The sequence below is a fragment of the Loktanella fryxellensis genome (assembly GCF_900110065.1).
GTDB classification, from domain to species: domain Bacteria; phylum Pseudomonadota; class Alphaproteobacteria; order Rhodobacterales; family Rhodobacteraceae; genus Loktanella; species Loktanella fryxellensis.
Map to the genome: position 1 here is coordinate 54353 of NZ_FOCI01000001.1, position 25867 is coordinate 80219.

The 25867-nt window shown below is 67.4% G+C and carries 30 protein-coding genes and 1 tRNA gene; 17 read left to right on the forward strand and 14 right to left on the reverse strand.

The window, feature by feature from the left end; translation table 11 throughout:
* Positions 1 to 15: 15 nt before the first annotated feature.
* The 3 genes from BMX16_RS00260 to BMX16_RS00270 are packed head-to-tail and all read right to left on the reverse strand — an operon-like array spanning position 16 to position 3434.
* Positions 16 to 1488 (reverse strand): carboxypeptidase M32, encoded by a 1473-nt coding sequence (locus BMX16_RS00260; RefSeq protein ID WP_089897495.1) that lies wholly within the window; start codon positions 1486 to 1488, stop codon positions 16 to 18.
* Entirely contained in the window at positions 1485 to 2630 is a 1146-nt protein-coding gene (ctaA, locus tag BMX16_RS00265; protein ID WP_089897497.1) for a heme A synthase, read from the reverse strand. The genes BMX16_RS00260 and ctaA overlap by 4 nt, the downstream gene beginning before the upstream one ends.
* Positions 2631 to 2657: 27 nt before the next feature.
* Positions 2658 to 3434, reverse strand: coding sequence for a GNAT family N-acetyltransferase (locus BMX16_RS00270; protein WP_089897499.1), 777 nt, complete (start codon positions 3432 to 3434; stop codon positions 2658 to 2660).
* A 100-nt stretch (positions 3435 to 3534) separates the two neighbouring features.
* On the opposite strand from BMX16_RS00270, the gene msrB reads away from it, so the two are divergent.
* Positions 3535 to 3927, forward strand: a complete 393-nt coding sequence (msrB, locus tag BMX16_RS00275; protein WP_089897500.1) for a peptide-methionine (R)-S-oxide reductase MsrB — start codon at positions 3535 to 3537, stop codon at positions 3925 to 3927.
* Between the two features lie 49 nt (positions 3928 to 3976).
* On the opposite strand, the gene BMX16_RS00280 is transcribed toward msrB, so the two are convergent.
* Positions 3977 to 4453, reverse strand: coding sequence for an outer membrane protein assembly factor BamE (locus BMX16_RS00280; protein ID WP_089897502.1), 477 nt, complete (start codon positions 4451 to 4453; stop codon positions 3977 to 3979).
* A 110-nt stretch (positions 4454 to 4563) separates the two neighbouring features.
* Here BMX16_RS00280 and BMX16_RS00285 point away from each other — a divergent pair, with 110 nt between their 5' ends.
* The 8 genes from BMX16_RS00285 to BMX16_RS00320 all read left to right on the forward strand — a co-directional run bounded on the left by BMX16_RS00285 (position 4564) and on the right by BMX16_RS00320 (position 10079).
* Positions 4564 to 5148 (forward strand): YceD family protein, encoded by a 585-nt coding sequence (locus tag BMX16_RS00285; RefSeq protein ID WP_089897504.1) that lies wholly within the window; start codon positions 4564 to 4566, stop codon positions 5146 to 5148.
* Between the two features lie 194 nt (positions 5149 to 5342).
* Complete coding sequence (gene rpmF, locus BMX16_RS00290) at positions 5343 to 5546, forward strand: 50S ribosomal protein L32 (protein ID WP_089897506.1); 204 nt, start codon at positions 5343 to 5345, stop codon at positions 5544 to 5546.
* Between the two features lie 31 nt (positions 5547 to 5577).
* A complete protein-coding gene (gene plsX / locus BMX16_RS00295; protein WP_089897507.1) occupies positions 5578 to 6678 on the forward strand; it encodes a phosphate acyltransferase PlsX in 1101 nt (366 codons plus the stop codon).
* Positions 6675 to 7646 (forward strand): beta-ketoacyl-ACP synthase III, encoded by a 972-nt coding sequence (locus BMX16_RS00300; RefSeq protein ID WP_089897509.1) that lies wholly within the window; start codon positions 6675 to 6677, stop codon positions 7644 to 7646. The genes plsX and BMX16_RS00300 overlap by 4 nt, the downstream gene beginning before the upstream one ends.
* Positions 7647 to 7729: 83 nt before the next feature.
* On the forward strand, positions 7730 to 8032 hold the full coding sequence (gene ihfA, locus BMX16_RS00305; protein ID WP_089897511.1) for an integration host factor subunit alpha: 303 nt from the start codon (positions 7730 to 7732) through the stop codon (positions 8030 to 8032).
* A 13-nt stretch (positions 8033 to 8045) separates the two neighbouring features.
* On the forward strand, positions 8046 to 8756 hold the full coding sequence (locus BMX16_RS00310) for a MerR family transcriptional regulator (protein ID WP_089897513.1): 711 nt from the start codon (positions 8046 to 8048) through the stop codon (positions 8754 to 8756).
* A gap of 101 nt (positions 8757 to 8857) precedes the next feature.
* Positions 8858 to 8934 (forward strand) — tRNA-Pro (locus tag BMX16_RS00315).
* A gap of 59 nt (positions 8935 to 8993) precedes the next feature.
* A complete protein-coding gene (locus BMX16_RS00320) occupies positions 8994 to 10079 on the forward strand; it encodes a 2'-deoxycytidine 5'-triphosphate deaminase (RefSeq protein WP_089897514.1) in 1086 nt (361 codons plus the stop codon).
* Between the two features lie 136 nt (positions 10080 to 10215).
* On the opposite strand, the gene scpB is transcribed toward BMX16_RS00320, so the two are convergent.
* The 6 genes from scpB to BMX16_RS00350 form a co-directional block, all read right to left on the reverse strand.
* Positions 10216 to 10851 (reverse strand): SMC-Scp complex subunit ScpB, encoded by a 636-nt coding sequence (scpB, locus tag BMX16_RS00325; protein WP_089898277.1) that lies wholly within the window; start codon positions 10849 to 10851, stop codon positions 10216 to 10218.
* Positions 10844 to 11638 (reverse strand): segregation and condensation protein A, encoded by a 795-nt coding sequence (locus BMX16_RS00330; protein WP_089897516.1) that lies wholly within the window; start codon positions 11636 to 11638, stop codon positions 10844 to 10846. The genes scpB and BMX16_RS00330 overlap by 8 nt, the downstream gene beginning before the upstream one ends.
* A 9-nt stretch (positions 11639 to 11647) precedes the next feature.
* Positions 11648 to 12637, reverse strand: coding sequence for a glycoside hydrolase family 3 N-terminal domain-containing protein (locus tag BMX16_RS00335; RefSeq protein WP_245731187.1), 990 nt, complete (start codon positions 12635 to 12637; stop codon positions 11648 to 11650).
* Positions 12627 to 13787, reverse strand: a complete 1161-nt coding sequence (locus BMX16_RS00340) for an SPOR domain-containing protein (RefSeq protein WP_089897520.1) — start codon at positions 13785 to 13787, stop codon at positions 12627 to 12629. The genes BMX16_RS00335 and BMX16_RS00340 overlap by 11 nt, the downstream gene beginning before the upstream one ends.
* Before the next feature lie 70 nt (positions 13788 to 13857).
* Positions 13858 to 15600: an arginine--tRNA ligase gene (gene argS, locus BMX16_RS00345; protein WP_089897522.1), complete on the reverse strand. Its 1743-nt coding sequence runs from the start codon at positions 15598 to 15600 to the stop codon at positions 13858 to 13860.
* Between the two features lie 70 nt (positions 15601 to 15670).
* The gene (locus BMX16_RS00350) at positions 15671 to 16843 is read right to left on the reverse strand and encodes a deoxyguanosinetriphosphate triphosphohydrolase (RefSeq protein ID WP_089897524.1); all 1173 of its coding nucleotides are present in this window, start codon (positions 16841 to 16843) and stop codon (positions 15671 to 15673) included.
* Positions 16844 to 16915: 72 nt separating this feature from the next.
* On the opposite strand from BMX16_RS00350, the gene BMX16_RS00355 reads away from it, so the two are divergent.
* The 3 genes from BMX16_RS00355 to BMX16_RS00365 all read left to right on the forward strand — a co-directional run bounded on the left by BMX16_RS00355 (position 16916) and on the right by BMX16_RS00365 (position 18617).
* On the forward strand, positions 16916 to 17239 hold the full coding sequence (locus BMX16_RS00355; protein ID WP_483869195.1) for a HesB/IscA family protein: 324 nt from the start codon (positions 16916 to 16918) through the stop codon (positions 17237 to 17239).
* Positions 17240 to 17502: 263 nt separating this feature from the next.
* Complete coding sequence (gene xth, locus BMX16_RS00360) at positions 17503 to 18285, forward strand: exodeoxyribonuclease III (RefSeq protein ID WP_089897528.1); 783 nt, start codon at positions 17503 to 17505, stop codon at positions 18283 to 18285.
* A gap of 77 nt (positions 18286 to 18362) precedes the next feature.
* Positions 18363 to 18617, forward strand: coding sequence for a hypothetical protein (locus BMX16_RS00365; protein ID WP_143057971.1), 255 nt, complete (start codon positions 18363 to 18365; stop codon positions 18615 to 18617).
* 6 nt (positions 18618 to 18623) lie between these two features.
* Here the strand turns inward: BMX16_RS00365 and BMX16_RS00370 are convergent, their stop codons facing one another.
* A complete protein-coding gene (locus BMX16_RS00370; RefSeq protein ID WP_089897532.1) occupies positions 18624 to 19739 on the reverse strand; it encodes an FAD-dependent monooxygenase in 1116 nt (371 codons plus the stop codon).
* A 1-nt stretch (position 19740) separates the two neighbouring features.
* Positions 19741 to 20163 (reverse strand): RNA polymerase-binding protein DksA, encoded by a 423-nt coding sequence (gene dksA / locus BMX16_RS00375; protein WP_089897534.1) that lies wholly within the window; start codon positions 20161 to 20163, stop codon positions 19741 to 19743.
* Between the two features lie 261 nt (positions 20164 to 20424).
* On the opposite strand from dksA, the gene BMX16_RS00380 reads away from it, so the two are divergent.
* The 4 genes from BMX16_RS00380 (at position 20425) to BMX16_RS00395 (ending at position 24298) form a co-directional block, all read left to right on the forward strand.
* Complete coding sequence (locus BMX16_RS00380) at positions 20425 to 21270, forward strand: AAA family ATPase (protein ID WP_089897536.1); 846 nt, start codon at positions 20425 to 20427, stop codon at positions 21268 to 21270.
* A gap of 300 nt (positions 21271 to 21570) precedes the next feature.
* Positions 21571 to 22920: a DUF2927 domain-containing protein gene (locus BMX16_RS00385; RefSeq protein WP_245731188.1), complete on the forward strand. Its 1350-nt coding sequence runs from the start codon at positions 21571 to 21573 to the stop codon at positions 22918 to 22920.
* Between the two features lie 13 nt (positions 22921 to 22933).
* A complete protein-coding gene (locus tag BMX16_RS17475) occupies positions 22934 to 23107 on the forward strand; it encodes a hypothetical protein (RefSeq protein WP_089897540.1) in 174 nt (57 codons plus the stop codon).
* A gap of 6 nt (positions 23108 to 23113) precedes the next feature.
* Positions 23114 to 24298 (forward strand): vWA domain-containing protein, encoded by a 1185-nt coding sequence (locus tag BMX16_RS00395; RefSeq protein WP_089897542.1) that lies wholly within the window; start codon positions 23114 to 23116, stop codon positions 24296 to 24298.
* A gap of 12 nt (positions 24299 to 24310) precedes the next feature.
* On the opposite strand, the gene BMX16_RS17480 is transcribed toward BMX16_RS00395, so the two are convergent.
* Positions 24311 to 24457 carry a hypothetical protein gene (locus BMX16_RS17480; RefSeq protein ID WP_177174529.1) on the reverse strand — a complete coding sequence of 49 codons (147 nt, stop codon included), beginning with the start codon at positions 24455 to 24457 and terminating at the stop codon, positions 24311 to 24313.
* A 165-nt stretch (positions 24458 to 24622) separates the two neighbouring features.
* Between BMX16_RS17480 and BMX16_RS00400 the strand changes: the two genes are divergently transcribed.
* Positions 24623 to 25306 (forward strand): M48 family metallopeptidase, encoded by a 684-nt coding sequence (locus tag BMX16_RS00400; protein WP_089897544.1) that lies wholly within the window; start codon positions 24623 to 24625, stop codon positions 25304 to 25306.
* On the opposite strand, the gene BMX16_RS00405 is transcribed toward BMX16_RS00400, so the two are convergent.
* The gene (locus BMX16_RS00405; protein ID WP_089897546.1) at positions 25303 to 25857 is read right to left on the reverse strand and encodes an RSP_2648 family PIN domain-containing protein; all 555 of its coding nucleotides are present in this window, start codon (positions 25855 to 25857) and stop codon (positions 25303 to 25305) included. The two genes, BMX16_RS00400 and BMX16_RS00405, sit on opposite strands and share 4 nt — an antisense overlap.
* Positions 25858 to 25867 lie beyond the last annotated feature (10 nt).

Below are 25867 nucleotides of genomic sequence, written 5' to 3' on the forward strand. Positions count from 1 at the left end.
GGCCCCCCGACACCCTCACACCCCGTAGATCGCCCCGAACTTCTGCTCCAGATAGTCCAGCAAAGGCCCTTCGGTCGGGGCCCCACCCGCCGCCTGTGCGATCACGTCGCGGGGCGCATGAAGCCCGCCGTGACGCTGGACACTGTCGCGCAGCCAGCCGGTGGCGCGGGACGTGTCGCCACGCGCGAGGTCCGCATCGAGGTCGGGCACGGCATCCCGCAGCGCCGCATGCAGGCAGCCTGCATAGACGTTGCCCAGCGAATAGGTCGGGAAGTAGCCGAAGAGCCCCTCCGACCAGTGCACGTCCTGCAGCACGCCGTGCGAGGGACGGTCCACGCTGAACCCGAAATCGCGGACGAACCGCTCGTTCCACGCGCCCTCCAGATCGGCCACCGCCAGATCGCTGCTGACCAGCGCACGTTCGAGGTCGAATCGCAGCAGGACGTGCAAATTGTATTGCACCTCGTCGGCCTCGGTCCGGATGAACCCGTCGCCGATACGGTTCACGCAGGCGTGGAAGTCATCCTCGGACGCGATCCCGACGTCGCCGAAGGTGTCGCGCATCCGGCCATAGAGCCACCCGGTAAAGGCCCGGCTGCGGCCAAGCTGATTCTCGTAGATGCGGCTCTGGCTCTCATGCACGCCCATCGACACGCCGGCCCCCAGCGGCGTCAGCAGATAGGCGCGGTCGATGTTCTGCTCGTAGCACGCATGTCCGACCTCGTGGATCGTGGAATAGAAGCAGTTGAACGGATCATCGGCACTCGTCCGCGTCGTGATGCGCACGTCGAGGCCGGACCCGGACGAGAACGGATGCACTGCCTTGTCGATGCGCCCCCGGTTCAGGTCGTAACCGAAGGCCGCCGCCAGTTCGCGGGTCAGGGCCATCTGGCCGTCCTCGGGGAACGTGCCCTGCAACTGCGGTGCGGGCGGGGCCTGCCGGACGCGGTCGCGCAGGGCCACCAGACGGGGCCGCATCGCGCCGAACATCGCGGTCAGTTGCGCACCCGTGGCACCGGGCTCGAAGTCGTCCAGCATGGCGTCATAGGGGTCGGCACCGCCGGCTATCGCCTGCGCCTCCTCGCGCTTCAGATCCAGCACGCGCGACAGGGCGGGCAGGAAGGCCGCCACATCCTCTTCCGCGCGGGCCTGTGCCCAGATGCGGTGCGCGCGGCTGGTCTCCCGTGCGATGGCCCCGGCAAGGGACGCGGGCACCTTCGTCGCGCGGTCATGGCTGCGGCGGATGTGGTGCAGTTGCGCCAACGCCACCGGGTCGGTGGTCTGCACGGCGGCCAGCCCTTCGGCGATCACGGGCGAGGTGCGGCGCGCGTGCAGCACGCCCGCCATCGCGCCATGCTCCTCGGCGCGCTGGTCGAGCGCGCCGTCGGGCATCACCGTTTCCTGATCCCAGCCCAGACGGCCTGCGACCTGCCCCAGCGCCTCGGTATCGCGGACGTAGGCCATCAGGGTCTCATAGGCGGTGGTCATGCGCGCGCGCCTCTCACGGATTGGGCAAAGGGATAGCGGGACAAAAAGCGGGCGCGCAGCACCAGCACCCACAGCAGGACGGCCCCGGCCTGATGGACGATGGCGACATGCGGCGTGGCCATGGTGACGACGGTGACGATGCCAAGCACCATCTGCACCACCATCATGCCCATCATCATGTGATGCGCCTGACGGGTGCGGACATTGGCCGATGCCCGCGCCCGCCACCACACGAAGAGGGCGAAGGCGAACAGGACGTAGCCGCTCATACGGTGGATGAACTGCACGGTGCCGTCGTTCTCGAACAGGTTGCGCCACAGCGGCGTCAGCTGCCACATGTCGGGCGGCAGCAGGCCACCGGCCATCAGCGGCCAGTCGGGGTATCCACGTCCCGCGTCGATGCCCGCGACCAGCGCGCCAAGGATGATCTGCACGAAGGTCAGCCCCATCAGCACGGTTCCCAGCGTCCACAGCCGCGCATCCCCCGCGCGGCGCGCGGTCAGCAGATCCGCAGGCTTGCGCCCGATCTTCATGATGTACCACGTGATAAAGCCGAAGATGACGAAGGCCAGCCCCAGATGCGTGGCCAGGCGATAGGAGGCGACGCTGACGCGCTCACCCTCCAGCCCGGAGGACACCATCCACCAGCCGATGGCGCCCTGCAGACCGCCGAGGGCCCCGACGAAGAACAGCCGCCCGGTCCAGCCCACGGGGATGCGGCGCGCGATCAGGAACCCGGCAAAGCCCACGGCCCAGACCAGACCGATCACGCGGCCCAACTGCCGGTGGCCCCATTCCCACCAGTAGATCGTCTTGAACTCGGCCAGCGTCATGCCGACGTTCTGCAGCTGGTATTGGGGAATCAGACGGTACTTGTCGAACTCGGACTGCCAGTCGGCGGCGTTCAGCGGCGGGATGGCCCCGGTGACGGGGGCCCATTCGGTGATCGACAGGCCCGAATCGGTCAGCCGCGTCAGGCCGCCCACGGCGATCATCACGACCAGCAGTGCGAACAGCACCATCAGCCAGATGCGGATCGCACCCCGCGCGTCGCGCTTGCCGCCGTCGATGCCGCCGGGGGTCGCCACCGCCTTGGTGGTCGTGTCGACCTCTTCGAATATGCTGCGGGTCTTGGTCGTCATCGGGGCCTCCTGTGATTGCGGCGCAACCTATGCCCCGTGCGCCACAGGGGCAAGCGACAGACCGTCACGGGACAGCGGCGTCACCGTCTGCGCCAGCGCGCGCAGCGCCCGCGCCCGTGCGGGCGGCACGTCGGCGACGGGCAGTGCCGTGAAGACGTGCAGCGTGTCCATCCGGCGGTCGATCACCGCGTGATCCCCGACCCAGCCGCCAAGGCCCAGATAACTGCGCAGCAGCGGCGGCAGCCCCGCCAGCGCCGCACGCCGGTCAGGCACGGCACCCGTCAGCGGCACCGTCAGCACAGCCCGGCGCCCCGGACGCAACGCGGCCGGCCCCTGATGCGCGGCCCCGAGCAGCGCCAGTGCCGCGCGGTGGCCCACCGGGTCCGCACCGCGAAAGCTCGAACAGCCGATCATCAGGCCCACACCATGCACATCCACCAGCGCCGCCAACGCCCCCCAGGCCAGCCGCAGCACATCGGCGATGGCGGCACCCGGTGCTGTGCAGAACCGTCCCACCTCCAGCATCGGGGCAGTGTGCGGCGCAAGGGGCGTCAGGTCATAGGCCTGCCCCGTGTAGGTGAGCTGCAGATCGGACCCCGGCGGCAACAGCGCCACCCGGCAGGTGCCGGCCAGCCCCTGCGCATCCGCGATCATCAGATGCAGGCATCCGGCGTCGAACCCGTCCGCGTCGATCCCGGGCCGCCCGAAGAACGCCACGTGACGCAAGCTCTGACAGGCGGCCAGATCGGCGGGGCTGCGGGCCAACCCGACCTGCAGGGGGGCGTGCGGAACTGTCGGCCTCATGCACCCTCTCCACTCGCCGCGGTACGGGCCCGCCTCCCTTGGCGGACAGGCGCCTGCGCCCTACATTCCATGGCAGACCCATTGAGGAAAGATGACAAAGATGGACAAGATCAACAAGACCGACGCCGAGTGGAAAGAGGTGCTCGACCCCGAGGCGTTCAAGGTGCTGCGCAAGCATGGCACGGAACGCGCCGGCACCCACGACGATTTCCCCAAGGACAGTGGCACGTTCCTGTGCAAGGGCTGCGGCAACCCGTTGTTTACGCAGGATACCAAGTTCGAATCCGGCACCGGCTGGCCCTCGTTCTATGCGCCCATCGACGACGACGCGGTGGGCGAACAGACCGACCGCAGCCTGTTCATGCGCCGGACCGAGGTCCATTGCGCGCGCTGCGACGGTCATCTGGGCCACGTGTTCCCCGACGGCCCCGCCCCCACGGGCCTGCGCTATTGCATGAACGGTGTCGCGATGACGTTCGAGCCCGAGAACTGACCCACGCCGATCGCCCCGCGCCGGTCCGGCGCGGGATCGTGCTCAGGGCTCAGGGCTCGCCCAGCACGTCCTGCGCGTTCACGCGACCCACGCTGCCCAGCAGCTGGCGCAGGAACGTGTTGTCGCGGGAATTGTCAGTGGTGACGCGGCGCGATAGGGTCACGATGCGCCCGTCCTCCAGCGTGAAGCGTTCGACGTTGGACACCGTGCCCGCAGCGGAGAACGAGATCGCCACGACCTGACGGTCCACCTCGACGGCCGCTGCGGCGCCCCGCGTCTCGAACCGGCTTTGCACATAGAACCAGGCCTGATCGCCCAGCACGCCGGTCGTCGTCGGCGGACCCACGGCGGCGGTGATCGTCTCTCGCGTGTCGGCGCCCACGGTGATCGCGGCAAGGTCCGTTTCGGTCGGCACGTAGCCCGTATTGCGCACGATGGGTGTGCAGGCGACCGCAAGGACCACGCCCAATCCCAGTGCCGTACCCCGAAGACTTCCGCGCCACGACCCCGTGCTGTTGTCCGTCATGGCCCGCTGTTCCCCGTGCTGCGGCCCGTGCGGACCCTTGCCTTGGTGCCGTGCACCTCCTAACTCCCCTACAACATGCGTTACCCCTTGTTCAAGAATGGAACCGTCCGATGACCACGCCCCCATCCGGTTCGTCGTCCGGCCCCGCGCTGCTGCCGACGCAGGTGCTGCGGCTGGGGGATCTGACCAACCGCCATGCGACGCGCTTCGATTTGTCCACGACCCCCGCCGACCGCGATGCGGTGGCGGCGCATCTGGGCATCCTCGGCATCAAGAAACTGACCTTTGCGGGAGAGATCACGCCGCTGGGCCGCGGCGACTGGCAGCTGTCGGGCACGCTGGGCGCCACCGTCGTGCAGGAATGCGTCGCCACGCTGGACCCGGTCACCACCCGACTGGACGAAGCCGTGCGCCGTACCTACGCCCGCGATTTCACCTATCCCGAGGGCAGCGAGGCGGAGATGCCGGAGGATGACACGGTAGAGCCGCTGCCGCAGACCCTCGATCTGGGGGCCGTCATGGTCGAGGCGCTCAGCCTCGCGCTGCCGCCGTTTCCCCGCGTCGCAGGGGCCGAACTGGGACAGGTGCTGGTGGCCGCAAAGGGCGTGGAGCCGATGACCGATGACGACGCGAAACCCTTTGCAGGTCTGGGCGCGCTGCGTCAGGCGCTGTCACGGGACGATTCCGCCACGTGACCCGGGACGCGACCCGATTGTCCAGCCGACGAAGACCGGCTATCTGACAAATCGGTTGCACCGGCGACGTTTCGCAGTATGTTCGCGACCTCTTGCACACCCTCTCGACAGGCCCGCCCCGATGGCATAAGTGCCCTGCGAGAACTAACACTTCACGGGCCTTTCGCGCCCATCATCAACAGATAGGTTGCGACATGGCCGTCCAGCAGAACAAAGTCTCCAAATCCCGCCGCAACATGCGTCGCTCGCACGATTCGCTGTCCGCCGCGAACCCGAACGACTGCACCAACTGCGGCGAGCAGAAGCGTCCTCACCACATCTGCCCGTCCTGCGGCCACTACGCCACGCGCGAAGTGATCGCGCAGGACGCCGTCGAACTGGACGAAGACGCCGCCTGATCCGGCGCGGACCACGGGCGGGGATGTGACCATGACCGATGCGGGGCCAACCTCGACCGGCGTGGAAACGTCCCGTGTCCTGTCCATCGACGCCATGGGCGGCGACAACGGGCCTGCGACTGTCGTCGCGGGCCTTGCGCGTTTCCTCAAGAAGAAACCCGGCACCCCGGTCATCCTGCATGGCCGCAGCAGCGAGCTTGCGCCGCTGCTGGCGCGTCATGGCCTGACTGACGCGGTCACGCTGCGCGATGCGGCGGACGTCGTGACGATGCACGACAAGCCCAGCCACGTGGTGCGTCACGGCAAGACCACATCGATGTGGTCCGCGATCGAGGCCGTCCGCGACAACGAGGCGGGCGTCGTCGTGTCCTGCGGCAACACCGGGGCGCTGATGGCGATGTCGATGCTGCGCCTGCGCAAGCTCGAAGGCGTGAACCGTCCCGCGATCGCCTGCCTGTGGCCGTCGCGCAACCGCCAGGGTTTCAACGTGATGCTGGATGCGGGGGCCGACATCCGCGCCGATCAGGACGATCTGCTGATCCATGCGCTGATGGGCGCATCCTATGCCCGCACCGCGTTCGATCTGGCGCAGCCCCGCGTCGGTCTGCTGAACGTCGGCACGGAAGAACACAAGGGACGCGCCGAGTTGAAGGTCGCGCACGAACTGATCGGAACCTCCGCCGACAAGGGTGGCTTTGTCTATGTCGGTTTCGTCGAAGGCGGCGATCTTCCGGGCGACGCCTGCGACGTGATCGTGACCGACGGGTTCACGGGCAACGTGGCGCTGAAGACGGGCGAAGGCATCGCCAACCTGATCGCCGACCTTCTGCGCGATGCGTTGCGGCGGACGCCGCTGTCGATGATCGGCGCGCTGCTGGCCAGCGGTGCGTTGCGCGCCCTCAAGAAGCGGATCGACCCGCGCCGGGTGAACGGCGGCGTCTTCCTCGGCCTGACGCGGACAGTCATTAAGAGCCATGGCTCTGCCGACGAGACCGGCGTGGCGGCGGCGATCATGCTGGCGCACCGTCTGGTGGATCAGGGCTTCTCCGACAAACTCGCGGCCCGGCTTGCCACCGCGTTGCCGCATGACGCCGACCGCACGCCCCCCCTCACAGACGGAGCACAGCCATGACCATCCGCGCCGTCGTGCAAGGGGTCGGTCACTATCTGCCGGACCGGGTCGTGCCCAACAGCTGGTTCGCCGAAACCCTCGACACCTCCGACGAGTGGATCCGCAGCAGGTCAGGCATCGAACGCCGCCATTTCGCAGCCGAAGGGCAGACGACGTCAGACCTCGCGGCCCGCGCTGCGCGGGCGGCATTGGCCGATGCCGGCATGGACGGGTCCGAGATCGACGCGATCATCCTCGCCACGTCGACCGCCGACATGACGTTTCCGTCGGCGGCGACCATGGTGCAGGCCGCCATCGGCAACACCACGGGATTCGCCTTCGACGTGCAGGCGGTCTGCGCGGGCTTCGTCTATGCGCTGGCGACCGCGAACGGCATGATCATGTCCGGTCAGGCCCGCACCGTGCTGGTGATCGGGGCCGAAACCTTCAGCCGGATCATGGACTGGACCGACCGCAGCACCTGCGTGCTGTTCGGCGACGGGGCCGGTGCGCTGATTCTGCGGGCCGAGGACGGCACGGGGGCGGCCACGGACCGCGGCATCCTCGCCAGCGACCTGAACTCCGACGGACGGTTCCGCGACCTGCTCTATGTCGATGGCGGCATCGCCACACAGAACACCGGCATGCTGCGAATGGAAGGGCGAGAGGTGTTCCGCCACGCGGTCGAGAAGCTCGCGCAGACCGCCGATGCGGCCCTGCACAAGGCGGGGCTGACCGCAGAGGATGTGGACTGGGTCGTGCCGCATCAGGCCAACATCCGGATCATTCAGTCCACCGCACGCAAGCTCGGCGTCGACATGGACCGCGTCGTCGTCACGGTGGCGGATCATGGCAACACCTCTGCCGCGTCCATCCCGCTGGCGCTGTCGGTGGGCGTGGCCCGCGGCCAGATCAAGCGCGGCGATCTGGTCGTGACCGAGGCGATCGGTGGCGGGTTGGCGTGGGGCGCCGTCGTCCTGCGCTGGTAGTTTGGCCACTGCGTTCCCCAAGTCATTGTTATTGACTTTCAAATTGCCACTCACATAAGGTTGCGCAAACCTTGGGGGCTGCCATGACCGACAAGACGCTGACGCGGATGGATTTGTCCGACGCCGTTCACACGCAGGTGGGCCTGTCCCGCAACGAAAGTTCCGATCTGGTCGAGAGTGTGCTGCGCCACATCTCGGACGCGCTGGTTTCGGGATCGTCGGTCAAGATCAGCAGTTTCGGCACCTTTTCGATCCGTGACAAGGCGGCCCGCGTCGGTCGCAACCCCAAGACCGGCGAGGAAGTGCCGATCCATCCGCGCCGGGTGCTCACATTCCGCCCCAGCCATCTGATGAAGGACAAGGTTGCCGCCGGCAACAAGTCCTGAAGGAGGCACGCCCGTGGCCAAGGCCCCAGATGCCTTCCGCACGATCTCGGAAGTCGCAGAACAGCTTGACACGCCGGCGCATGTCCTGCGCTTTTGGGAAAGCAAGTTCACGCAGGTGAAACCGGTCAAGCGCGCGGGCGGCCGGCGCTATTACCGCCCCGACGACATGGCGCTGCTGGGTGGCATCAAGGTGCTGCTGCACGATCAGGGCATGACCATCAAGGGCGCGCAAAAGGTGCTGCGCGATCAGGGCATCAAGTCCGTCATGGCGCTGGCCCGCCTGCCCGAGGATGACGTGGCAGACACGGCCGTGGATCAGCCCGCCACCCCGTCCCGCGGTGTCACCATCGACGCAGTCTATACCCGGCAGCCGCTGCCCGCCGACGACGGGGCACGGGCCGACAACGTGCTGTCGCTGACCATCACCGGCGCACGTCATGTCGCTGCCCCTGCGCTGCGCGCGGTGCCGATGCCAGCCGTGGCGGCGGACGCAATCCCCGATGCAACGCCCGTGCCCGCGACCGCGCGCAATGCGGACGCTGTCCCCGATGTCGCCCCACCGCGCGTCCTGCCCGACGATCCGGCGCCACGGGGGCCCGTCGCATCGCGTCTGCTGGGCGATCTGGTAGCCATCGACCCGCAAACCGTGATGCGCCGCAGCGACCGGATCGGGCCCCTCGTGGCGCGTCTGACAAGGCTGCACGCCCGCATGACGGCCGACTGATCACCGCACCCGCCGGGGATCGTCGGGTCCTCGAAAAAACCGGAACTGCACCCCGGATCGCCCTTGCCCTCTGCCCCGTTTCGGTTAAACACACGCTCAGTCGGGCTATAGCGCAGCCTGGTAGCGCGTCCGTCTGGGGGACGGAAGGTCGCAGGTTCGAGTCCTGCTAGCCCGACCAAACAAACCGCCCGCAGGTCGCAAGACCGCGGGCGTTTTGCTGTGAAACGGGGATGGATCATGGATTTCGCCACCGGCGTTCTTGCCGACCACCAGATCGGCCAGCTGATCGCCAGCGGGGCCGTCACCGCCACCGCCCCCATCGCGCCGGGCCAGATCCAGCCCGCATCGCTCGATTTGCGGCTGGGCGACGTGGCCTACCGCGTCCGCGCGTCGTTCCTTGCGGGCGCGCAGCGCACGGTGGCGCAGCGACTGGCGGATTTCACCATGCACGAGGTGTCGCTGGCAGGGGGTGCCGTGCTGGAAAAGGGCTGCGTCTACGTCGTGCCCCTGCAGGAATCGCTGTCGCTGCCCGCAGGCATGACGGCGGCGGCCAGTGCGAAATCCTCCATCGGCAGGCTCGATCTGCTGACGCGGATCATCACCGACCGCGGCGTGGCGTTCGACCGGGTGCCCGCAGGCTACATCGGGCCGCTTTACGTAGAGATCTGTCCGCGCAGCTTTTCGGTCGTGGCGCAGCCCGGTCAGATGCTGAACCAGATCATCTTCCGGCAGGGCCAGACCCTGATGAGCGATGCCGACCTTGCCGCCCTGCACGCGGTCACACCGATCGTGGACGGCACGCCGGTCATTGCCGACGGCCTGGGGTTCTCCGTCGATCTGCGCCCCGCCACCGGCACGCTGATCGGCTACCGGGCCAAGCCGCATACCGGCGTCGTGGACCTTGCCCGCCTGAACCACTACGCGCCGTCCGAGTATTGGGAGGAGGTCCACACCGACACCGGGTGGATCATCCTCGATCCCGGCGCCTTCTACATTCTCGTCAGCCGCGAGCAGATCGCGATCCCGCCGATGCAGGCGGCGGAGATGGCCCCTTACCTCGCCATGGTGGGCGAGTTCCGGGTGCATTATGCGGGCTTCTTTGATCCGGGCTTCGGTTGGGCGGCGGCTGGCGGATCAGGCTCGCGCGGCGTGCTCGAGGTGCGCTGCCACGAGGCGCCCTTCGTGCTGGAACATGGCCAGATTGTCGGGCGGCTGGTTTACGAGCATATGTCGTCCCACCCCGATGCCCTCTATGGCAGCGCAATCGCGTCGAACTATCAGGGGCAGGGCCTGAAACTCAGCAAGCATTTCAAGGCAGTGTAGCCTGTCGGTCATCCGACCGGACAAACGCCGGTCGCAGGCAAGCGGGACTTACGGCGATGCGCCACACGCCCCCCTGTCCTCGCTTTTTGCCAAATACTCCCGCGCGGCGCGCTCCGGTTCTGCATGCAGAACCGGATCAGCCGGCCCCGTCCGGCGATCTTTCGAACAGATCGTCCTGCGTCTCGACCGGCTCCTCCTCGGTCCCCGGTACGGTGCGGCTGTCCAGCAGCCCTGCGGCGCGCAGCTCCTTCAACCCCGGCAGGTCGCGGGCGGTCTCGAGGCCGAAGTGATCGAGGAACCCTTGCGTCACGATAAAGGTCACGGGCCGACCCGGCGACATGCGGCGCTGACCCAGCCGCACCCAACCCAGTTCGATCAACTGATCCAGCGTGCCACGGCTGACGCCGACGCCGCGGATCTCCTCGATCTCGGCGCGGGTGGCGGGCTGGTGGTAGGCCACGATGGCCAGCGTCTCGATCGCGGCGCGCGACAGCTTGCGCGTCTCGACCACCTCGTGCCGCATCAGAAAGCCGAGGTCGGGTGCAGTGCGAAAGGCCCAGGCTTCGCCCACACGGACCAGATGCACACCGCGCCCCGCATAGCGCCGCCGCACGGCGGCCAGCGCCGTCACCGGATCGCAACCGTGCGGCAGGCGGCCCGCCAGTTGCGTGGGCGTCATCGGGTCTGCGGTGGCGAACAGGATCGCCTCGACCATCCGCTCTTGATCGGCAAGTGGCGGGGCCTCGAACAGGCTGTCGCGGGGCTCAGACATCGCGCGGCGCCCGCTTGCGCACATGGATCGGGGCAAAGGCGTCGCCCTGACGGATGTCGATGCGGCCTTCCTTCACCAGTTCCAGACTGGCGGCAAAGGTCGCCGCCGTGGCCGTCCGCCTGCGGACCGGATCGCCGGTCCAGTCACCGGGCAGCCAGCTGGCGATGTCGGTCCACGTGCCGGCAAAGCCGATCAGGTGCCGCATCCGGTCCAGCGCCTGTTCCATCGTCATCAGGTTGTCGCGGTCCATCACGAAGGGGCGGAAATCGTCGCGGGTGCGTACGCGGGCATAACCCTGCATCAGGTCGAGCAGCGAAGCGGTATAGCTGATCCGACGCACGCGGGTCACATCCTCGGTGATGCCGCGGGCGAACACGTCGCGGCCCAGCTGATCGCGCGCCATCAGCCGTGCGGCCACGGCGCGCATCGCCTCCAGCCGCTCCAGCTGGAACGCGAGATGCGCCGCGAGGTCGGCACCGGAGGGTTCATCGTCCGTAGGGTCCGGCGGCAGGAGCAGGCGCGATTTCAGGAACGCCAGCCATGCGGCCATCACCAGATAATCCGCCGCAAGCTCGATCCGCAGGGCGCGGGCATTCTCGACGAAGGCGAGGTATTGCTGCGCCAGCGCGAGGATCGAGATCTGGCGCAAGTCGACCTTTTGCGTGCGCGACAGCGACAAAAGCAGGTCGAGCGGCCCTTCGAACGCGCCCACATCGACGATCAGCGCCTCGGCCGCGATGCGGTCGGCCACGCCCATCTCCGGCGGAGTGATCTGGTCCTGCGCCATGCCGCCCTCTTACGCGATCAGCGCGTCAAGTTCCGCAACGCAGGCCGCGATGTCAACGGGCACAGGTGTCTGCCGCAGGGCCAGTGCAGCGGCGGCACGGGCCTGTGCCGTGCTGCTCAGCGCGCCCGCCGCCGCCACCACCGTCCGCATCGCCACCAGATCACCGTTGCAGTGCAGCACCACGTCGCAGCCTGCGGCGATGGACGCCGCGGCGCGGTCGGCGGGCGTGCCCGACAGCGCCGCCATCCCGATGTCGTCGGTCATGATCAGGCCGCCAAAGCCGATGTCGTCGCGGATCACGCGCATCATGGCCGCCGAGGTGGTCGCCGGGTTGGCGGCGTCGATCGCGGTAAAGCGGATGTGCGCGGTCATGCCCATCGCCATGTCCGACAGGGCGCGGAACGGCGCGAAGTCCCGCGCGTCGAGGTCTGCACGGGACGCGTCCACCGTCGGCAGGTCGTGGTGGCTGTCCACGCTGGCGCGGCCGTAACCGGGGATATGTTTCAGCACCGGCAGCACGCCACCCGCCAGCAGCGCCGCAGCACCGGTGCGGGCGGCATCGACGACGGTCGTGATGTCGTCACCATAGAGGCGGTTCAGCAGCACCGGATGGGTCTGCGGTTCCACTAGATCGGCCAAGGGGGCGCAGTTCACGTCGATGCCCACATCGTGCAGTTCCGCCGCAATCAGCCGGTTGCGCAGCCATTGCGCGCGCAGCGGATCGCTGGCGCGGCGCATCTGGTCCAGCGCGGGAGGATACTCGCGCCAGTGCGGCGCGCGCATCCGCTGGACGCGGCCACCTTCCTGATCGATCAGCACAGGCACGTCGCGGCCCACCAGATCGCGCAAGGATGCCGTCAGCGCGCGCACCTGATCCGGATTGTCCACGTTGCGGGCGAACAGGATGAAGCCCCACGGGTCCGCATCACGATAGAACGCGACCTCCTGCACCGTCAGGCGCAGGCCCGCCAGCCCGAGGATGGTGGCATTAGCGGACAACGACGGGGATGCAGGCCACGCGGCCCGCGTCCAGCGTGTCGCAGAAGGCGCGCGCATCGGCCAGCTCGGCAAAGCCGCTCGCGCGCAGGCGGTAGAAGGTCGCCCCGCCGGAGGAGGCCTGCTGGATCACCTCGTCCTTGCCGCCCATCACGTCGCCGAACCGGCCCTGCAGCTTCTGCCATTCGGCGCTGGCGGCCTCCGGCGTCGGAAAGGCACCAAGCTGCACCAGCTTCGTGCCCACCGGCAGGTCGTCGGTCAGCACGGCGGCGGCGGGCAGCGGTGGCACCTCGGCGGTGCTGACGGCCGCGACGGTCACAGGTTCTGGCGCCAGATCGGCTGCCGTCGCCACCGCCGGACTGACGGCTGCGGCTGCCTGTGCGGGCCGGTTCACGGGCCGGATCACGGGCCGGATCACGCTGCGGACACCGCTGGCCACGACCACCGGTGCCGCCTCTGGCGCGGGCGTGCCCATCGCCTCGGCCAGTGCGGCGGCGATCGGGTCGATCTCTACGGCGGCGGTATCGGTGATCCCGGCCGCGTCCGGGTCCACCGTCAGACCGGCAGTGGACGAGGCTTCGTCGATCAGCGGGGCTGCGGTGGCGGCGGCAGGTGTCGCAACCGCAGCAGGGGCAGCGGCTTCGAGACCTTCCAGCGCCTGCATCGGTGTGGCACCGGCGGCGATCTGATCGGCCATGGCGAGGATGTCGTCGGCGCTCATCGGACCGGTCGGGGGCGTATCAGCGGTTGCGACCTCGGTTATCTGCGGGTCTGTCGCGTCATCTGTCCCGCCGGTCGCGGTGTCGGTCAGCGGCGCGGTATCCAGATCCTCTTCCGCCAGATCAAGCGTGCGCGGGGCCAGCGTCAGGGTGTCTTCGGGCGCACCAGCGACGCCGACGGCGGCGACGGTGTTGACCGCAAGCCCCCGGTGCGTCGCCACGTCGCCGCCCGGTTCGGCGGGGGCCACACGCATCTCGCCCTGCATGGCGCGGACCACGGGCACGCCGCTGACGTCGCGCATGATGGTGCGCCCACCCCAGATGGCGACGCCGATCATCAGCGACAGGCTGACGGCCGCACCCGCATACTGCGAATAACGTCCTGCGATCTCGGTCAGACGGCCGGTGGCGTCTCCCTCGTAATGCACTGTCATGACTGCCCTATATCTTCACGCGGACTCTGACGGCCCGCCTATGTCTCTGCCTCGAACCCCTTGCGGACACTTAACGCATCTCTGTTGCGGGTGTGACGCCAAGGATACCCAGACCAGCCGCGATCACAACCTGCACGGCCCGGATCAGGGCGATCTTTGCCTGCGTTGTGGCATTGTCGCCATCCTGGATGAACCGCAGCGCGGGGTCCGCATGGCCGAGGTTCCACAATCCATGCAGGTCGGACGCCAGATCGTAGAGGTAGAACGCCACCTTGTGCGGCTCGTGACCCTTGGCCGCGATGTCGACCAGACGCGGCCATTCGGCCACCTTGCGCGCGATGGCAAGCTCTGCCGCGTGGGTCAGGCCGGTCAGGTCCGCGTGGGCCAGCGTGGCGTCATCCACGGCGATCCCGGCCTCTGCGGCGCGCCGCAGGACCGAGTTCACCCGCGCATGGGCGTACTGGACGTAGAACACCGGGTTGTCTTTCGACTGTTCGGTGACCTTGGCGAAGTCGAAGTCGAGCGGCGCGTCGTTCTTGCGCGTCAGCATATGGAAGCGGGTCACGTCGGGGCCGACCTCTTCGACGACGTCCGCCAGCGTGATGAAGGTCCCTGCCCGCTTGCTCATCTTGAACGGCTCGCCGTTCTGCGTCAGCTTCACCAATTGCGTCAGCTTGACGTCAAGCGGCACGCGACCGTTCGACAGGGCCGAGACGGCGGCTTTCATCCTTTTGACATAGCCGCCGTGGTCGGCACCGAACACGTCGATCAGCGCGTCATAGCCGCGGTCGATCTTGTCGTAGTGATAGGCGATGTCGGGCGCGAAATAGGTCCAGGCGCCGTCGGATTTCTGCACGGGCCGGTCGACGTCGTCGCCGTGGGCGGTGGATTTGAACAGCGTCTGTTCGCGCGGTTCCCAGTCGTCGGGCATCTTGCCCTTGGGCGGTTCCAGCGTGCCGCGATAGATCAGGCCCGCCGCGTCCAGCCGCGCAATGGCCTGTTCGATCCGGCCAGAGCCATAAAGCGACTTTTCCGAATAGAAGCTGTCCATGCTGATGTTCAGCAGCGCCAGATCCTTGCGGATCAGGTCCATCATGGCCTCGGTCGCGAACAGACGCACGTCCTCGAGCCAGACCTCCTCCGGCGCGTCGAGCCAGATGTCGCCGACCTTAGCCTTCAGCGCCTCGCCGACCTCGATCAGGTAGTCGCCGGGATAGGTGCCTTCGGGCCAGTCGACGGACAAATCATGCGCCTCGCGGTAGCGCAGATAGACGGACCGGGCGAGGACATCGACCTGTGCGCCGCCGTCGTTGATGTAGTATTCCCGCGTCACGTCCCAGCCCGCATAGGCCAGCAGGCTGGCCAGCGCGTCGCCGAACACGGCCCCCCGCGTGTGGCCCACATGCAGCGGGCCGGTAGGATTGGCGCTGACGTATTCCACCAGCACGCGGTTGTGGGCGAAAGGCGCACCGCGCCCGTAAGCGGGATCGGTCAGCGCCGCGTTGATCAGCCCGTGCCAGACCGTGTCCGCCAGTCGCAGGTTCAGGAACCCCGGCCCGGCCACATCGACGCGCGTAACGCGCGGGTCGGCGGCCAGCCGGGTCGCCAGCGCATCTGCGATGTCGCGCGGCCTCAGTCCGGCAGGCTTTGCCAGCACCATCGCCGCGTTCGTGGCCATGTCGCCGTGGCCCGCATCGCGCGGCGGCTCTACCGTGACCGCGTCGGTTGTCAGCCCGGCAGGCAGTTGGCCGTCACGCACCATGTCGTCCAACGCGTCGATGACGAGGTGGCGCAGGTCGGTGAAGATGTTCATGGGCGTGGGCTTTCGGTTGGGTGTGGTGCGGTCATACCACTGCCACGGGCGGGGTCAACGCGGGCCGGGGTCAGTGGCCATCCGTCACGCTGGGCGGCACGGGCGTGCCACCGATCAGGCGCGTATGTTCCTGAATGGCGAAACGGTCGGTCATCCCGGCGATATAGTCGGCGACAAGCCGCGCCAGCGCCTGATCGTCCGTGGCGTCGGCCACCTCCTTGCGCCATTGCTTGGGCAGCTCGCCGGGATTGCCGAGGTAGAAGGGAAAGAGCTCGTCGATCATGCGGGTGACGGCCACGCGCATTTCGACCACGGCGGGGGCGCGGTACATCCGCTCGAACAGGAACTGGCGGATCACCTTCAGGTCGGACCACAACGCCGGCGAGAACTGGATCACCATGCGCCCCGCATGACGGATGTCGGCCACGGTGGCGGGGTTCAGGTCCGCGAGGTTCCGGCGGCTGACCGCGATCACATCCTCGACCAGCACGCCGAAGTAGCGGCGCAGCGCCTCGTGACGGCGGCGGTAATAGTTCAGACCGGGGTATTTCGCATCGACGCGGGCAAAGCAGTCGCGCAGCACCGGCAGGTCCACCAGCTCGTCGGTGCTGAACAACTCCGCGCGAAGACCGTCGTGCAAGTCGTGGTTACTATAGGCAATATCGTCGGACAGGGCCGCCGCCTGCGCCTCGGCGCTCGCATGGGTATCCAGCTCCAGATCGTGGCGCTGGTTGTAGACCGCCAGCGCCCACGGCACGGGCGCGCGGACCGGGCCGTTGTGCTTGGCGATGCCTTCCAGCGTTTCCCACGTCAGGTTGAGGCCGTCCCATTCCGCATAGTGCCGTTCCAGATCGGTGACGATCCGCAAGGACTGCGCATTGTGATCGAACCCGCCGTAAGGGTGCATCAGACGGTCGAGCGCCTCCTCTCCCGTATGACCGAAGGGGGTGTGGCCCAGATCGTGGGCCAGCGCCACCGCCTCTGTTAGTTCCACATTCAGGTCGAGGGCGGCAGCAACGGTGCGGGCGACCTGCGCCACCTCGATCGAATGCGTGAGGCGCGTGCGGAAATAGTCGCCCTCGTGTTCGATAAACACCTGCGTCTTGTGCTTCAGCCGCCGGAAGGCCGACGCATGAATGATCCGGTCGCGATCCCGTTGGAACGGCGTGCGGAAATGGCTTTCTTCCTCGGGGAAGAGCCTGCCGCGCGCCGCGGCGGGATCTGTCGCATAGGGGGCTGCCATGGGATGCCTGCTTGTGACGCCTGTTTGGCCCACCTATATTGAAACCACAGGCTTACCGATAGGTGCTCTATGCTGACCCTTCCGCCCACCGTGACACCCCGCGCCTTTGAACGGCTGAGCGAGATCGGAGCGAGCGCGCAGGGCAAAGCCCTGCGCATCGCCGTCGAAGGCGGCGGCTGTTCCGGCTTTCAATACGAGATCGCCCTCGACGATCCGCGCGACGACGATCTGCGGCTGGAAGCGCAGGGCGAGACGGTCGTGATCGACAGCGTCTCGCTGCCGTTCCTCACATCCGCCGTCATCGACTTTTCCGAAGAGCTGATCGGCGCGCGGTTCGTGATCCAGAACCCGAACGCCACGTCGTCCTGCGGATGCGGGACGTCATTTTCAATCTGATGTGATGCGACCTTGTGGAACTTTCCATCCACGGCCACACTTGTTACGCATATAAAAGAACAAGACGGAGACTGCCATGACTGCCATGACTGCCATCATCGCCATCACCATTCTAGCTGGTATCGCTGCAACTGCAGCCGTCGTCGGTGCAACGGCGCAGCAGCCCGTACCGGTCCGTGTGCGCAACAAGCGCTGACCGGCGTCGCCCCAATCTTGCGAGGGTTGCGTTGCGCGGATAGCGTGACGGAAAACAGGGGCCGCACATGAAGATCGCCACTTTCAACATCAACGGCGTCAAGGCTCGGATCGAAGCCCTGACGGCGTGGCTGCAAGACCAGTCGCCCGACGTGGCGCTGCTGCAGGAAATCAAATCCGTCGACGATGGTTTTCCCCGCGAACAGATCGCGGACCTCGGCTACAACATCGAAACGCATGGGCAAAAGGGTTTCAACGGGGTCGCGATCCTGTCGAAGCTGCCGCTGGAAGATGTCGTGCGGGGCCTGCCCGGCGACGACGCCGACCAACAGGCCCGGTGGATCGAGGCGACGGTGGTCGGCGAACACACCGCTGTGCGTCTTTGCAACCTCTACCTGCCGAACGGCAATCCCGCGCCGGGGCCAAAGTTCGACTACAAACTGGCTTGGATGGACCGCCTGCACGACCGGGCGCAAGTCCTCCTCGCGTCCGAGATGCCCGCCCTCATGGCCGGCGATTACAACATCATCCCGCAGGCCGAGGATGCGGCGCGACCCGATGCGTGGCGCGATGATGCGTTGTTCCGCCCCGACAGCCGGGCGGCGTTCCGCCGGATCCTGAACCTCGGGTTCACCGAGGCGTTCCGCGCCCGCACGAAGGGGCCCGGTCACTATTCGTTCTGGGACTATCAGGCGGGGGCCTGGGACCGGAACGACGGCATCCGCATCGACCACCTGCTGCTGACCCCGCAATGCGCCGACCTGCTGCGCGACTGCACGATCGAGCGGCAGGTGCGCGCGGGTGAAAAGCCCAGCGATCACGTGCCGGTCTGGGTTGAACTTGCCGCATGACATGCGGCATGTCACGCAGTGCGCTGATAAGCTTGCTCATTGTCGCGGCGACATCCACGTCGGCCCAGTGCCGTATCATGGCGGCAGGCGCGCGCTGCGCCGTGCCGCCGACCAAGGCAGAGATGCCAGCCCCGCCACCGCCCGTCGCCATCGGTGAGATCCTTGCACCCGGCCGCTATTCCATGGTGATGGACGCGACGTGGTATGGCCTGCCGCCCGCCCAGGATGGCTGGGTCTATTACCGGATCGCGGATGACGTGTACCGTGTCGACTGGCGCACGATGGAGGTGCTGGAACGCGCGACGGACGAAGCGGGCGCGAACTGGCCCTGAAGCGCCCTAGCGCGTCGCGTCGAAGCCGTAGAGCCAGTCCATCCGCCCGATGAACGCATCCGGCGCAACACGCCCCAGCGCACGCAGCCCCAGATGGGCCACCACCCGGCGCGGGCCGCGCAGGTGGTAGTTCACCGCATTGGCGCTGGCCGCCGCAATGGCGCGCGTCACACGCGGCACACGGGCTGCCTGATAATGCGTCAGACCGTCAGCGATACCGTGCCATGCCAGCAGGCGGGCGAGGACGGCGGCATCCTCCAACGCGAGGTTGGCCCCCTGCGCCAGGAACGGCAGCGTGGGGTGCGCGGCATCACCGACGAGGGCCACGCGGTCGGTCACCCAGACCGGAGCCACGGGGTGCTGGAACAGTCCCCACAGGTGTGGGGTATCCACGCGGGCCAGCAGCGCCTGGAGCGAGGGACACCCATCGGCAAAGGCGCGGCGCAGATGCGCCGGGTAGTCCGGGTGATGCCAGCCTTCGTCCGCCCAGACGTCGCGTTCCTGCACGGCGACGATGTTCACCCGATCCCCCGGCAACGGATAGGTGACGACATGGCGTCCCGGCAGCATCCAGATCCGCGCCTCGGGCGGGGCGGTGGCCGAAATGACGGCCCGCCATGCGACCTGACCCGTGAAAGCGGGTGCGGCGGGTCCGTTCAGCACGCCCCGCATGACCGATTTTATGCCGTCGGCGCCAATCACCAGATCGGCGTCCGGCAGGCTGTCGCGGCGGTGGTTCAGGATGATGTCCACGCCGCGCGCGGCACAGGCATCGGCCAGCAGGGCGATCAGGTCCGACCGCGCCACGAAGCGGTAAGGCGGCACCTGCCGCGACAGATCGAAGCGTGCGAGCGTGCGGCCCGTCAGGCCGTCGGTCGGCAGCACTGCGCGTGCGTGCAGACCCAGTCGCCCCATTCCGTCGCTCAGACCGAGTGCAGCCAGCACGCGTGCGCCGTTCGGCGTGATCTGGATACCGGCGCCCACCTCGGCGATGCGGGGGACCCGCTCAAAGACTCTGACGCTGGCGCCCTGCATAGCCAGGGCCAGTGCCGTGGACAGCCCGCCGATGCCGCCCCCGACGACGGCCACCTGCAGCCCGGTGATGCGGCTGGCGTGTGCCATGTCAGTCGTCGCGATGGACCTTCTCACGGCGCTCGTGACGCTCCTGCGCCTCCAGCGTCATGGTGGCGATCGGGCGTGCATCGAGCCGCTTGAGGCTGATCGGCTCTCCGGTGATGGTGCAATAGCCGAATTCGCCCTCGTCGATGCGGCGCAGGGCGGCGTCGATCTTGGACACCAGCTTGCGCTGACGGTCGCGGGTGCGCAGTTCCAGCGAGCGGTCGGTTTCCTCGCTGGCGCGGTCGGCGACATCGGGGATATTGCGGGTCTGGTCCTTCATGCCGGCCACCGTGTCGCGGCTGTCCTCCAACAGGTCGGCTTTCCAGGACAACAGCTTGCGGCGGAAATACTCGATCTGCCGCTCGTTCATGAAGGGTTCATCTTCGGCAGGACGATAGTCGTCCGGCAGGAAGCCTTCTGCTTTCATATCGCGTTTCCCATGTGTGGTATCAGGGCGGGGGCTGGTCGCGGGCTGCGTTGCAGCGATCGTGTCGGTTGCGTCACCTGACATCTGGCCATCTCCCCTATGATGGCGTCCCTTTATTCCCATTGCCCGGGGGTGTCACCCCCACAACCGGCGGTGATCGGGGTGAATACGATCACAAGTTGCCGCATTGCACGGATCTTTCGCCCTTGCCCCGGGCGCGCAGGCACCACACCATCGCCGCAGACCCGCAGGAGAAACGCCATGACACCGCACTTCACCGGAACCGAAGCCTATGTGGCGACGGCCGACCTGACCATGGCGGTCAACGCCGCGATCACGCTGGAACGCCCCCTGCTGGTCAAGGGGGAGCCGGGGACCGGCAAGACCGAGCTCGCGCGGCAGGTCAGCGCCGGTCTGGGCATGCCGATGATCGAGTGGCACATCAAATCTACCACGCGGGCGCAACAGGGCCTGTACGAATACGACGCCGTCAGCCGGTTGCGCGACAGCCAGCTGGGCGATGTCCGCGTGAACGACGTGGCGAACTATATCAGGCGCGGCAAGCTGTGGCAGGCGTTCACCGCGACCGAACGGTCCGTGCTGCTGATCGACGAGGTCGACAAGGCCGACATCGAGTTTCCCAACGACCTGCTGCAGGAACTCGACCGGATGGAATTCCACGTCTACGAGACGGGCGAAACCGTGCGCGCCGCGATCCGGCCGATCGTCATCATCACGTCGAACAATGAAAAGGAGCTGCCGGACGCCTTCTTGCGGCGCTGCTTTTTCCACTACATCCGTTTTCCGGACATCGACACGATGCGACGGATCGTGGCCGTCCACCACCCGGGCATCAAGGACGCGCTGCTGACGACGGCGCTGACGCAATTCTACGAGGTCCGCGACACGGCGGGGCTGAAGAAGAAACCCTCGACGTCGGAGGTGCTGGACTGGCTGAAGCTGCTGCTGGCCGAGGATCTGAGCCCGGAGGATCTGCGCCGCGACGCGAAATCCGCCCTGCCCCGCCTGCATGGCGCGCTGCTGAAGACCGAGCAGGATGTCCACCTGTTCGAGCGTCTGGCCTTCATGGCCCGGTCGCAGCGCTAGGGGTGTGGCTGCGGACGGGGCATTGCTGCAACGGCGGACAAATCTCGTGGCCCTGACCCGCCGCGACCCTCGCCTCCGGCGGCGCGGTGGTGCAGCGTCACCGGGGCATGCCGTGTCATCGCCGCAAACCGGCCCTGCTGTGGTCGCAGTCGTTAACCAATCGTTGACGGCACAAGCATGAGGAGAGTGGCATTGGTCATCGGGACGGTCGCGGGCTTTGGTCGCAGAACAATCGGCACGAACGCAGACGCTGAGTCGGGTGTCGGCCCTGCGGGGACACCGTCGCGTGGTCGGCGTGCCTTGACGTGTCTGGCCGGCCTTGGCGTGGTGGCCCTGCTGGCGTCCTGCGCCGCGGCCCCCGCGGCACCGCCGACCCGTGCCGCCGCATTGCCAAGCACCCTGCCCGCGATCCGCAGCTTTGCCGACACCAGCGCCGTGCCCGTCCGGCGCAGCAACGGCGAGATGGCGCAGGATTTTCTCGACCTGACGTTCCAGCTCGAAAGCGGGCGCAACGTCGTCGCCATGACCCGCTATGAGGGGCCGATCACCGTGCGCGTGGCCGCCGGCGCGCAACCGACGCTGATACAGGATCTGGATCTGCTGCTCGCCCGTCTGCGTAACGAGGCGGGCATCAGCATCGCACGCACCAATGACGCGGTCGCCAGCATCCACATCGTGCCCGTTCCGCAACGCGACCTGCAGCGCGCAGTGCCGCAGGCGGCCTGTTTCGTCGTGCCGAACGTCATGGACTGGAACAGCTATCTGCAACTGCGCCGCAGCCCGTCCGTCGACTGGACCCGGTTGCAGACCCGTGGCACCGCCGCGATGTTCATCCCCGCCGACGCCGCCCCGCAGGAAATCCGCGATTGCCTGCACGAGGAGCTGGCGCAGGCGCTCGGCCCGCTGAACGACCTTTATCGCTTGCCCGATTCGGTGTTCAACGACGACAACATCCACACCGTGCTGACCGGTTTCGACATGCTTATGCTGCGCGCGACCTATGCGCCGGAATTGCGCAGCGGCATGACCCGTGCGCAGGCGACGGCGGTGATCGGCCCCGTGCTGCAGCGCCTGAACCCCGCTGGCGGCAGTGCCAGTGCGCCTGCCGTGCCGTCGACACCCCGCGACTGGATTACCGCGATGGAAACCGCGCTGATCGGCGGGTCGTCACCCGCCGCGCGCCGTCAGGCGGTGAACAATGCCGTGAGCATGGCCCGGACCCTGCGATGGGACGGCCCGCGTGCCGGGTTCACCTATTACGCACAGGGCCGGTTGATGATCGGCCACGATTCGGCTGCGGCCGTCACCGCTTTCAACAATGCCGACCTGATCTATTCCAGCTCTCCGCTGACCCGGATCCATGCAGCTCACATCGCCGTGCAGAAGGCCGCCTTCAGCCTGCGGGCGGGCGATGCGATGACCACGATCCGCCTGACGGACGGGGCCATTCCCGTGGCCGCCGCACATCAGAACGCCGCCCTGCTGGCCACGCTGATGACGTTCAAGGCTGCCGCATTCGACATGCAGGGCGACAGTGTCGCGGCACAGGCCCTGCGGGTGGACAGTCTGGGATGGGCACGTTACGGGTTCGGCAGCGATGCCAACGTGCGCGCCCGACAGGCCGAGGTCGACGGGTTGCGCCCCTATTGAAAGCCGCCCCATCATGATCTTTCCCGTCGGCGGCTTTGTCATCGGTGCCCTGTTCGGTGCAATCCGCGCCAGCATGAAGGGGGGCAAGACGCTGGACCTGCTGCAATGGGGCGCCGTGCACGGCATCCTGTTCGCGATGGTCGGGCTGTTCGTGCTGGTCTTCATCGAACGCAGCATGGTCGGATAGGGCGCGATGTTCCTGCGGTTCTTCGACACGCTCCGCGCTGCCGGCGTGCCGGTGTCGATCCGCGAATTCCTGGCCTTCCTCGACGGGGTGCAGGCGGGTCTGGCCACCTATGACGTGGATGCATTCTATCATCTGGGCCGCACGATCATGGTCAAGGACGAGCGGCACATCGACCGCTACGACCGGGCCTTTTCGATTGCTTTCCAGGGGCTGGACAGCGTGACCGATCAGGACGTGCTGGACTCGGTGGACATCCCCGCCGACTGGCTGGAGAAGCTGGCCGAAAAGCACCTGAGCCCTGAGGAACGCGCCGAGATCAAAGCCATCGGGGGGTTCGAGGACCTGATGGAGCGGTTGCGACAGCGTCTGGCCGAACAGAAGGGCCGCCATCAGGGCGGGTCCAAGTGGATCGGCACCGCAGGCACCTCGCCGTTCGGGGCCTACGGCTACAATCCTGAAGGCGTGCGGATCGGGCAGGACGCCAGCCGCCACCAGCGCGCGGTCAAGGTCTGGGACAAGCGCGAGTTCCGCGATCTGGACGACACCGTCGATCTGAACGTCCGCAGCATCAAGGTCGCCCTGAAGCGCCTGCGCAAATGGGCCCGCGAGGGGGCGGCGGAGGAGCTCGATCTGGACGGCACGATTCGGAAGACCGCTGAACACGGCTATCTCGACGTGCAGATGCGGGCCGAACGGCGCAATGCGGTCAAGGTGCTGCTGTTCCTCGACGTGGGCGGCAGCATGGACAGCCACGTCAAGGTGGTGGAGGAGCTGTTCAGCGCCGCCCGGTCGGAGTTCAAGCACCTGCGGCACTTCTATTTCCACAACTGCCTGTATGAGGGCGTCTGGACCGACAATCGCCGCCGGTGGACCGCGCAGACTCCCACATGGGACGTGCTGCGCACCTATGGGCCGGATTACAAATGCATCTTTGTGGGCGATGCCAGCATGTCGCCCTATGAGGTGGCCAGTGTCGGCGGCGCAAACGAGCACTGGAACGCGGAGGCCGGGTCGACGTGGCTGATGCGCGCCCGCGACCAGTGGCCCTCGCATGTCTGGATCAATCCCCTGCCCGCACCATATTGGGATTTCACGCCGTCCATCGGCATGATCCGCGACATCTTCGGCGCTGACCGGATGCAGCCGATGACGCTGGCCGGCCTCACGTCGGCGATGAAGTCGCTGACCTGACGTCCGCTTGCGTCACGCCTGATCTGGTGCCGGTGGTGTGGCGCGCGCAAGCCGGGACAGCAGGTCGGCAAAGCGGGCGGGCTGATCCTGCGGCAGCGGATAGACGCGCCGCAGGGCGGGCAGCGGCAAGGCGGCTGGCATGTCGGGTTCGGAGCGCATGGCGATCATCCTGTTCTGTCTTGATACGTGTCAACGTCGGCCGCGGCTGTCGGGGTCCCTGCCCACGACCGGCCCGCGACATCCGACCACCAATCTGTGGCGGAACTGCTGCGCATCGGTGTCGCAGGCATGGCAATTGCACCTTGCTGCCACCATATCCCTGACATGTTAAAATTTACCCCAATCCTGCTGGCGCTCGCCTATGGCTTCGCGATCTACCACTTTTCGGCGTTGCGGACGCGACAGGAACTGGATGCCGCCTCGACCGAGCTTGCGGACCCCGCACTGAAGGCGGTGATGGACCGCATGGCCCGCGCCCTCGATCTGGACCGCATCCGCGTCCACATCTACGAGGTGGCGATGGTCAACGGTCTGGCCGCCCCGGACGGTCGCATCTTCATCACGCGGGGGTTCTACGACCGCTACCGCGCGGGCGACGTGACGGCAGAGGAGATCGCAAGCGTCATCGCACACGAGCTGGGGCATGTGGCGCTGGGCCATTCGCGCCGCCGCATGACAGATTTCGCCGCCCAGAACGCCATGCGGACGGCGATCGCCATGGTGCTGTCGCGCATCCTGCCGGGGATCGGGCTGATGATCGGCAACGCGCTGATCGCGCTGCTGGCCGCGCGCCTGTCGCGCGCCGACGAGTTCGAGGCCGACGCCTATGCCAGCGCGCTGCTGATCAAGGCGGGGATCGGCACGGGGCCGCAGGTATCGCTGTTCACCAAGCTGGAGCGTCTGACCGGCGGCAAGGCGGGCAACGCGCCCGCCTGGCTGCTGAGCCACCCCAAGACGGATCTGCGCATCAAGGCGATCGCCGCCAACGATGCCCGCTGGCAGGGTTAATCCCCGAAGGCGGCCATCAACCGTTTGCCCAGTCGCGGCATCCGCGCCTTCTTCATCAGCGCACGGATCGTCCACGGCTGCGGCGACAGGCGGTTCGCCTCGGCCAGCGTGGCGCTGCAGATGCGCGCCACGACATCCGGTGCCTCGTCATGCAGTCGCAGCATGAAGCCGTCGGGATCGGCGCGAAAGAGCCCCTCCTCGGCCAGCAGGTTGCCGGGGAAGTCCTTGGCGTTCAGCGTGAGGATCGCATCGCAATGCCCCGCCACGGCGGCGGCGAGCACGTGGATGTCGTCCGCGTCAGGCAGCCAGAGGCGGCGCAGCAACCCGTCATCGGGCCGCACGCTGGCGCGGGGAAAGCGGGCGGTCAGCGCCGCGATCTCGCCACGGGCATAGACCTCCGCCTCCGGTCCCAGCTTCACCGTCGCACGCGCCCATTCCTCCAGCACGCGGGGCGACCAGCAGGGCTGGAACAGTCCTGCGGCGGCGGATTCCACCAGCACCTCGCGCATCACGGTGGGATAAAGGACGCAGGCGTCGAGCAGGACCTTCATGGGCAAGCCC

Coding starts and splice junctions, on each gene's coding strand:
- BMX16_RS00400 (WP_089897544.1), top strand. CDS start 24,623: ATGTTAAAATTTACCCCAATCCTGCTGGCGCTCGCCTATGGCTTCGCG.
- BMX16_RS00270 (WP_089897499.1), bottom strand. CDS start 3,434: ATGAGGCCGACAGTTCCGCACGCCCCCCTGCAGGTCGGGTTGGCCCGC.
- BMX16_RS00365 (WP_143057971.1), top strand. CDS start 18,363: ATGGCGGCAGGCGCGCGCTGCGCCGTGCCGCCGACCAAGGCAGAGATG.
- BMX16_RS00350 (WP_089897524.1), bottom strand. CDS start 16,843: ATGGCAGCCCCCTATGCGACAGATCCCGCCGCGGCGCGCGGCAGGCTC.
- BMX16_RS00370 (WP_089897532.1), bottom strand. CDS start 19,739: ATGGCACACGCCAGCCGCATCACCGGGCTGCAGGTGGCCGTCGTCGGG.
- BMX16_RS00320 (WP_089897514.1), top strand. CDS start 8,994: ATGGATTTCGCCACCGGCGTTCTTGCCGACCACCAGATCGGCCAGCTG.
- argS (WP_089897522.1), bottom strand. CDS start 15,600: ATGAACATCTTCACCGACCTGCGCCACCTCGTCATCGACGCGTTGGAC.
- plsX (WP_089897507.1), top strand. CDS start 5,578: ATGACCGATGCGGGGCCAACCTCGACCGGCGTGGAAACGTCCCGTGTC.
- BMX16_RS00280 (WP_089897502.1), bottom strand. CDS start 4,453: ATGACGGACAACAGCACGGGGTCGTGGCGCGGAAGTCTTCGGGGTACG.
- BMX16_RS17475 (WP_089897540.1), top strand. CDS start 22,934: ATGATCTTTCCCGTCGGCGGCTTTGTCATCGGTGCCCTGTTCGGTGCA.
- BMX16_RS00340 (WP_089897520.1), bottom strand. CDS start 13,787: ATGACAGTGCATTACGAGGGAGACGCCACCGGCCGTCTGACCGAGATC.
- scpB (WP_089898277.1), bottom strand. CDS start 10,851: ATGTCTGAGCCCCGCGACAGCCTGTTCGAGGCCCCGCCACTTGCCGAT.
- BMX16_RS17480 (WP_177174529.1), bottom strand. CDS start 24,457: ATGCGCTCCGAACCCGACATGCCAGCCGCCTTGCCGCTGCCCGCCCTG.
- ctaA (WP_089897497.1), bottom strand. CDS start 2,630: ATGACGACCAAGACCCGCAGCATATTCGAAGAGGTCGACACGACCACC.
- BMX16_RS00260 (WP_089897495.1), bottom strand. CDS start 1,488: ATGACCACCGCCTATGAGACCCTGATGGCCTACGTCCGCGATACCGAG.
- BMX16_RS00395 (WP_089897542.1), top strand. CDS start 23,114: ATGTTCCTGCGGTTCTTCGACACGCTCCGCGCTGCCGGCGTGCCGGTG.
- dksA (WP_089897534.1), bottom strand. CDS start 20,163: ATGAAAGCAGAAGGCTTCCTGCCGGACGACTATCGTCCTGCCGAAGAT.
- xth (WP_089897528.1), top strand. CDS start 17,503: ATGAAGATCGCCACTTTCAACATCAACGGCGTCAAGGCTCGGATCGAA.
- BMX16_RS00330 (WP_089897516.1), bottom strand. CDS start 11,638: ATGGCGCAGGACCAGATCACTCCGCCGGAGATGGGCGTGGCCGACCGC.
- ihfA (WP_089897511.1), top strand. CDS start 7,730: ATGACCGACAAGACGCTGACGCGGATGGATTTGTCCGACGCCGTTCAC.
- msrB (WP_089897500.1), top strand. CDS start 3,535: ATGGACAAGATCAACAAGACCGACGCCGAGTGGAAAGAGGTGCTCGAC.
- BMX16_RS00300 (WP_089897509.1), top strand. CDS start 6,675: ATGACCATCCGCGCCGTCGTGCAAGGGGTCGGTCACTATCTGCCGGAC.
- BMX16_RS00285 (WP_089897504.1), top strand. CDS start 4,564: ATGACCACGCCCCCATCCGGTTCGTCGTCCGGCCCCGCGCTGCTGCCG.
- BMX16_RS00380 (WP_089897536.1), top strand. CDS start 20,425: ATGACACCGCACTTCACCGGAACCGAAGCCTATGTGGCGACGGCCGAC.
- BMX16_RS00405 (WP_089897546.1), bottom strand. CDS start 25,857: ATGAAGGTCCTGCTCGACGCCTGCGTCCTTTATCCCACCGTGATGCGC.
- rpmF (WP_089897506.1), top strand. CDS start 5,343: ATGGCCGTCCAGCAGAACAAAGTCTCCAAATCCCGCCGCAACATGCGT.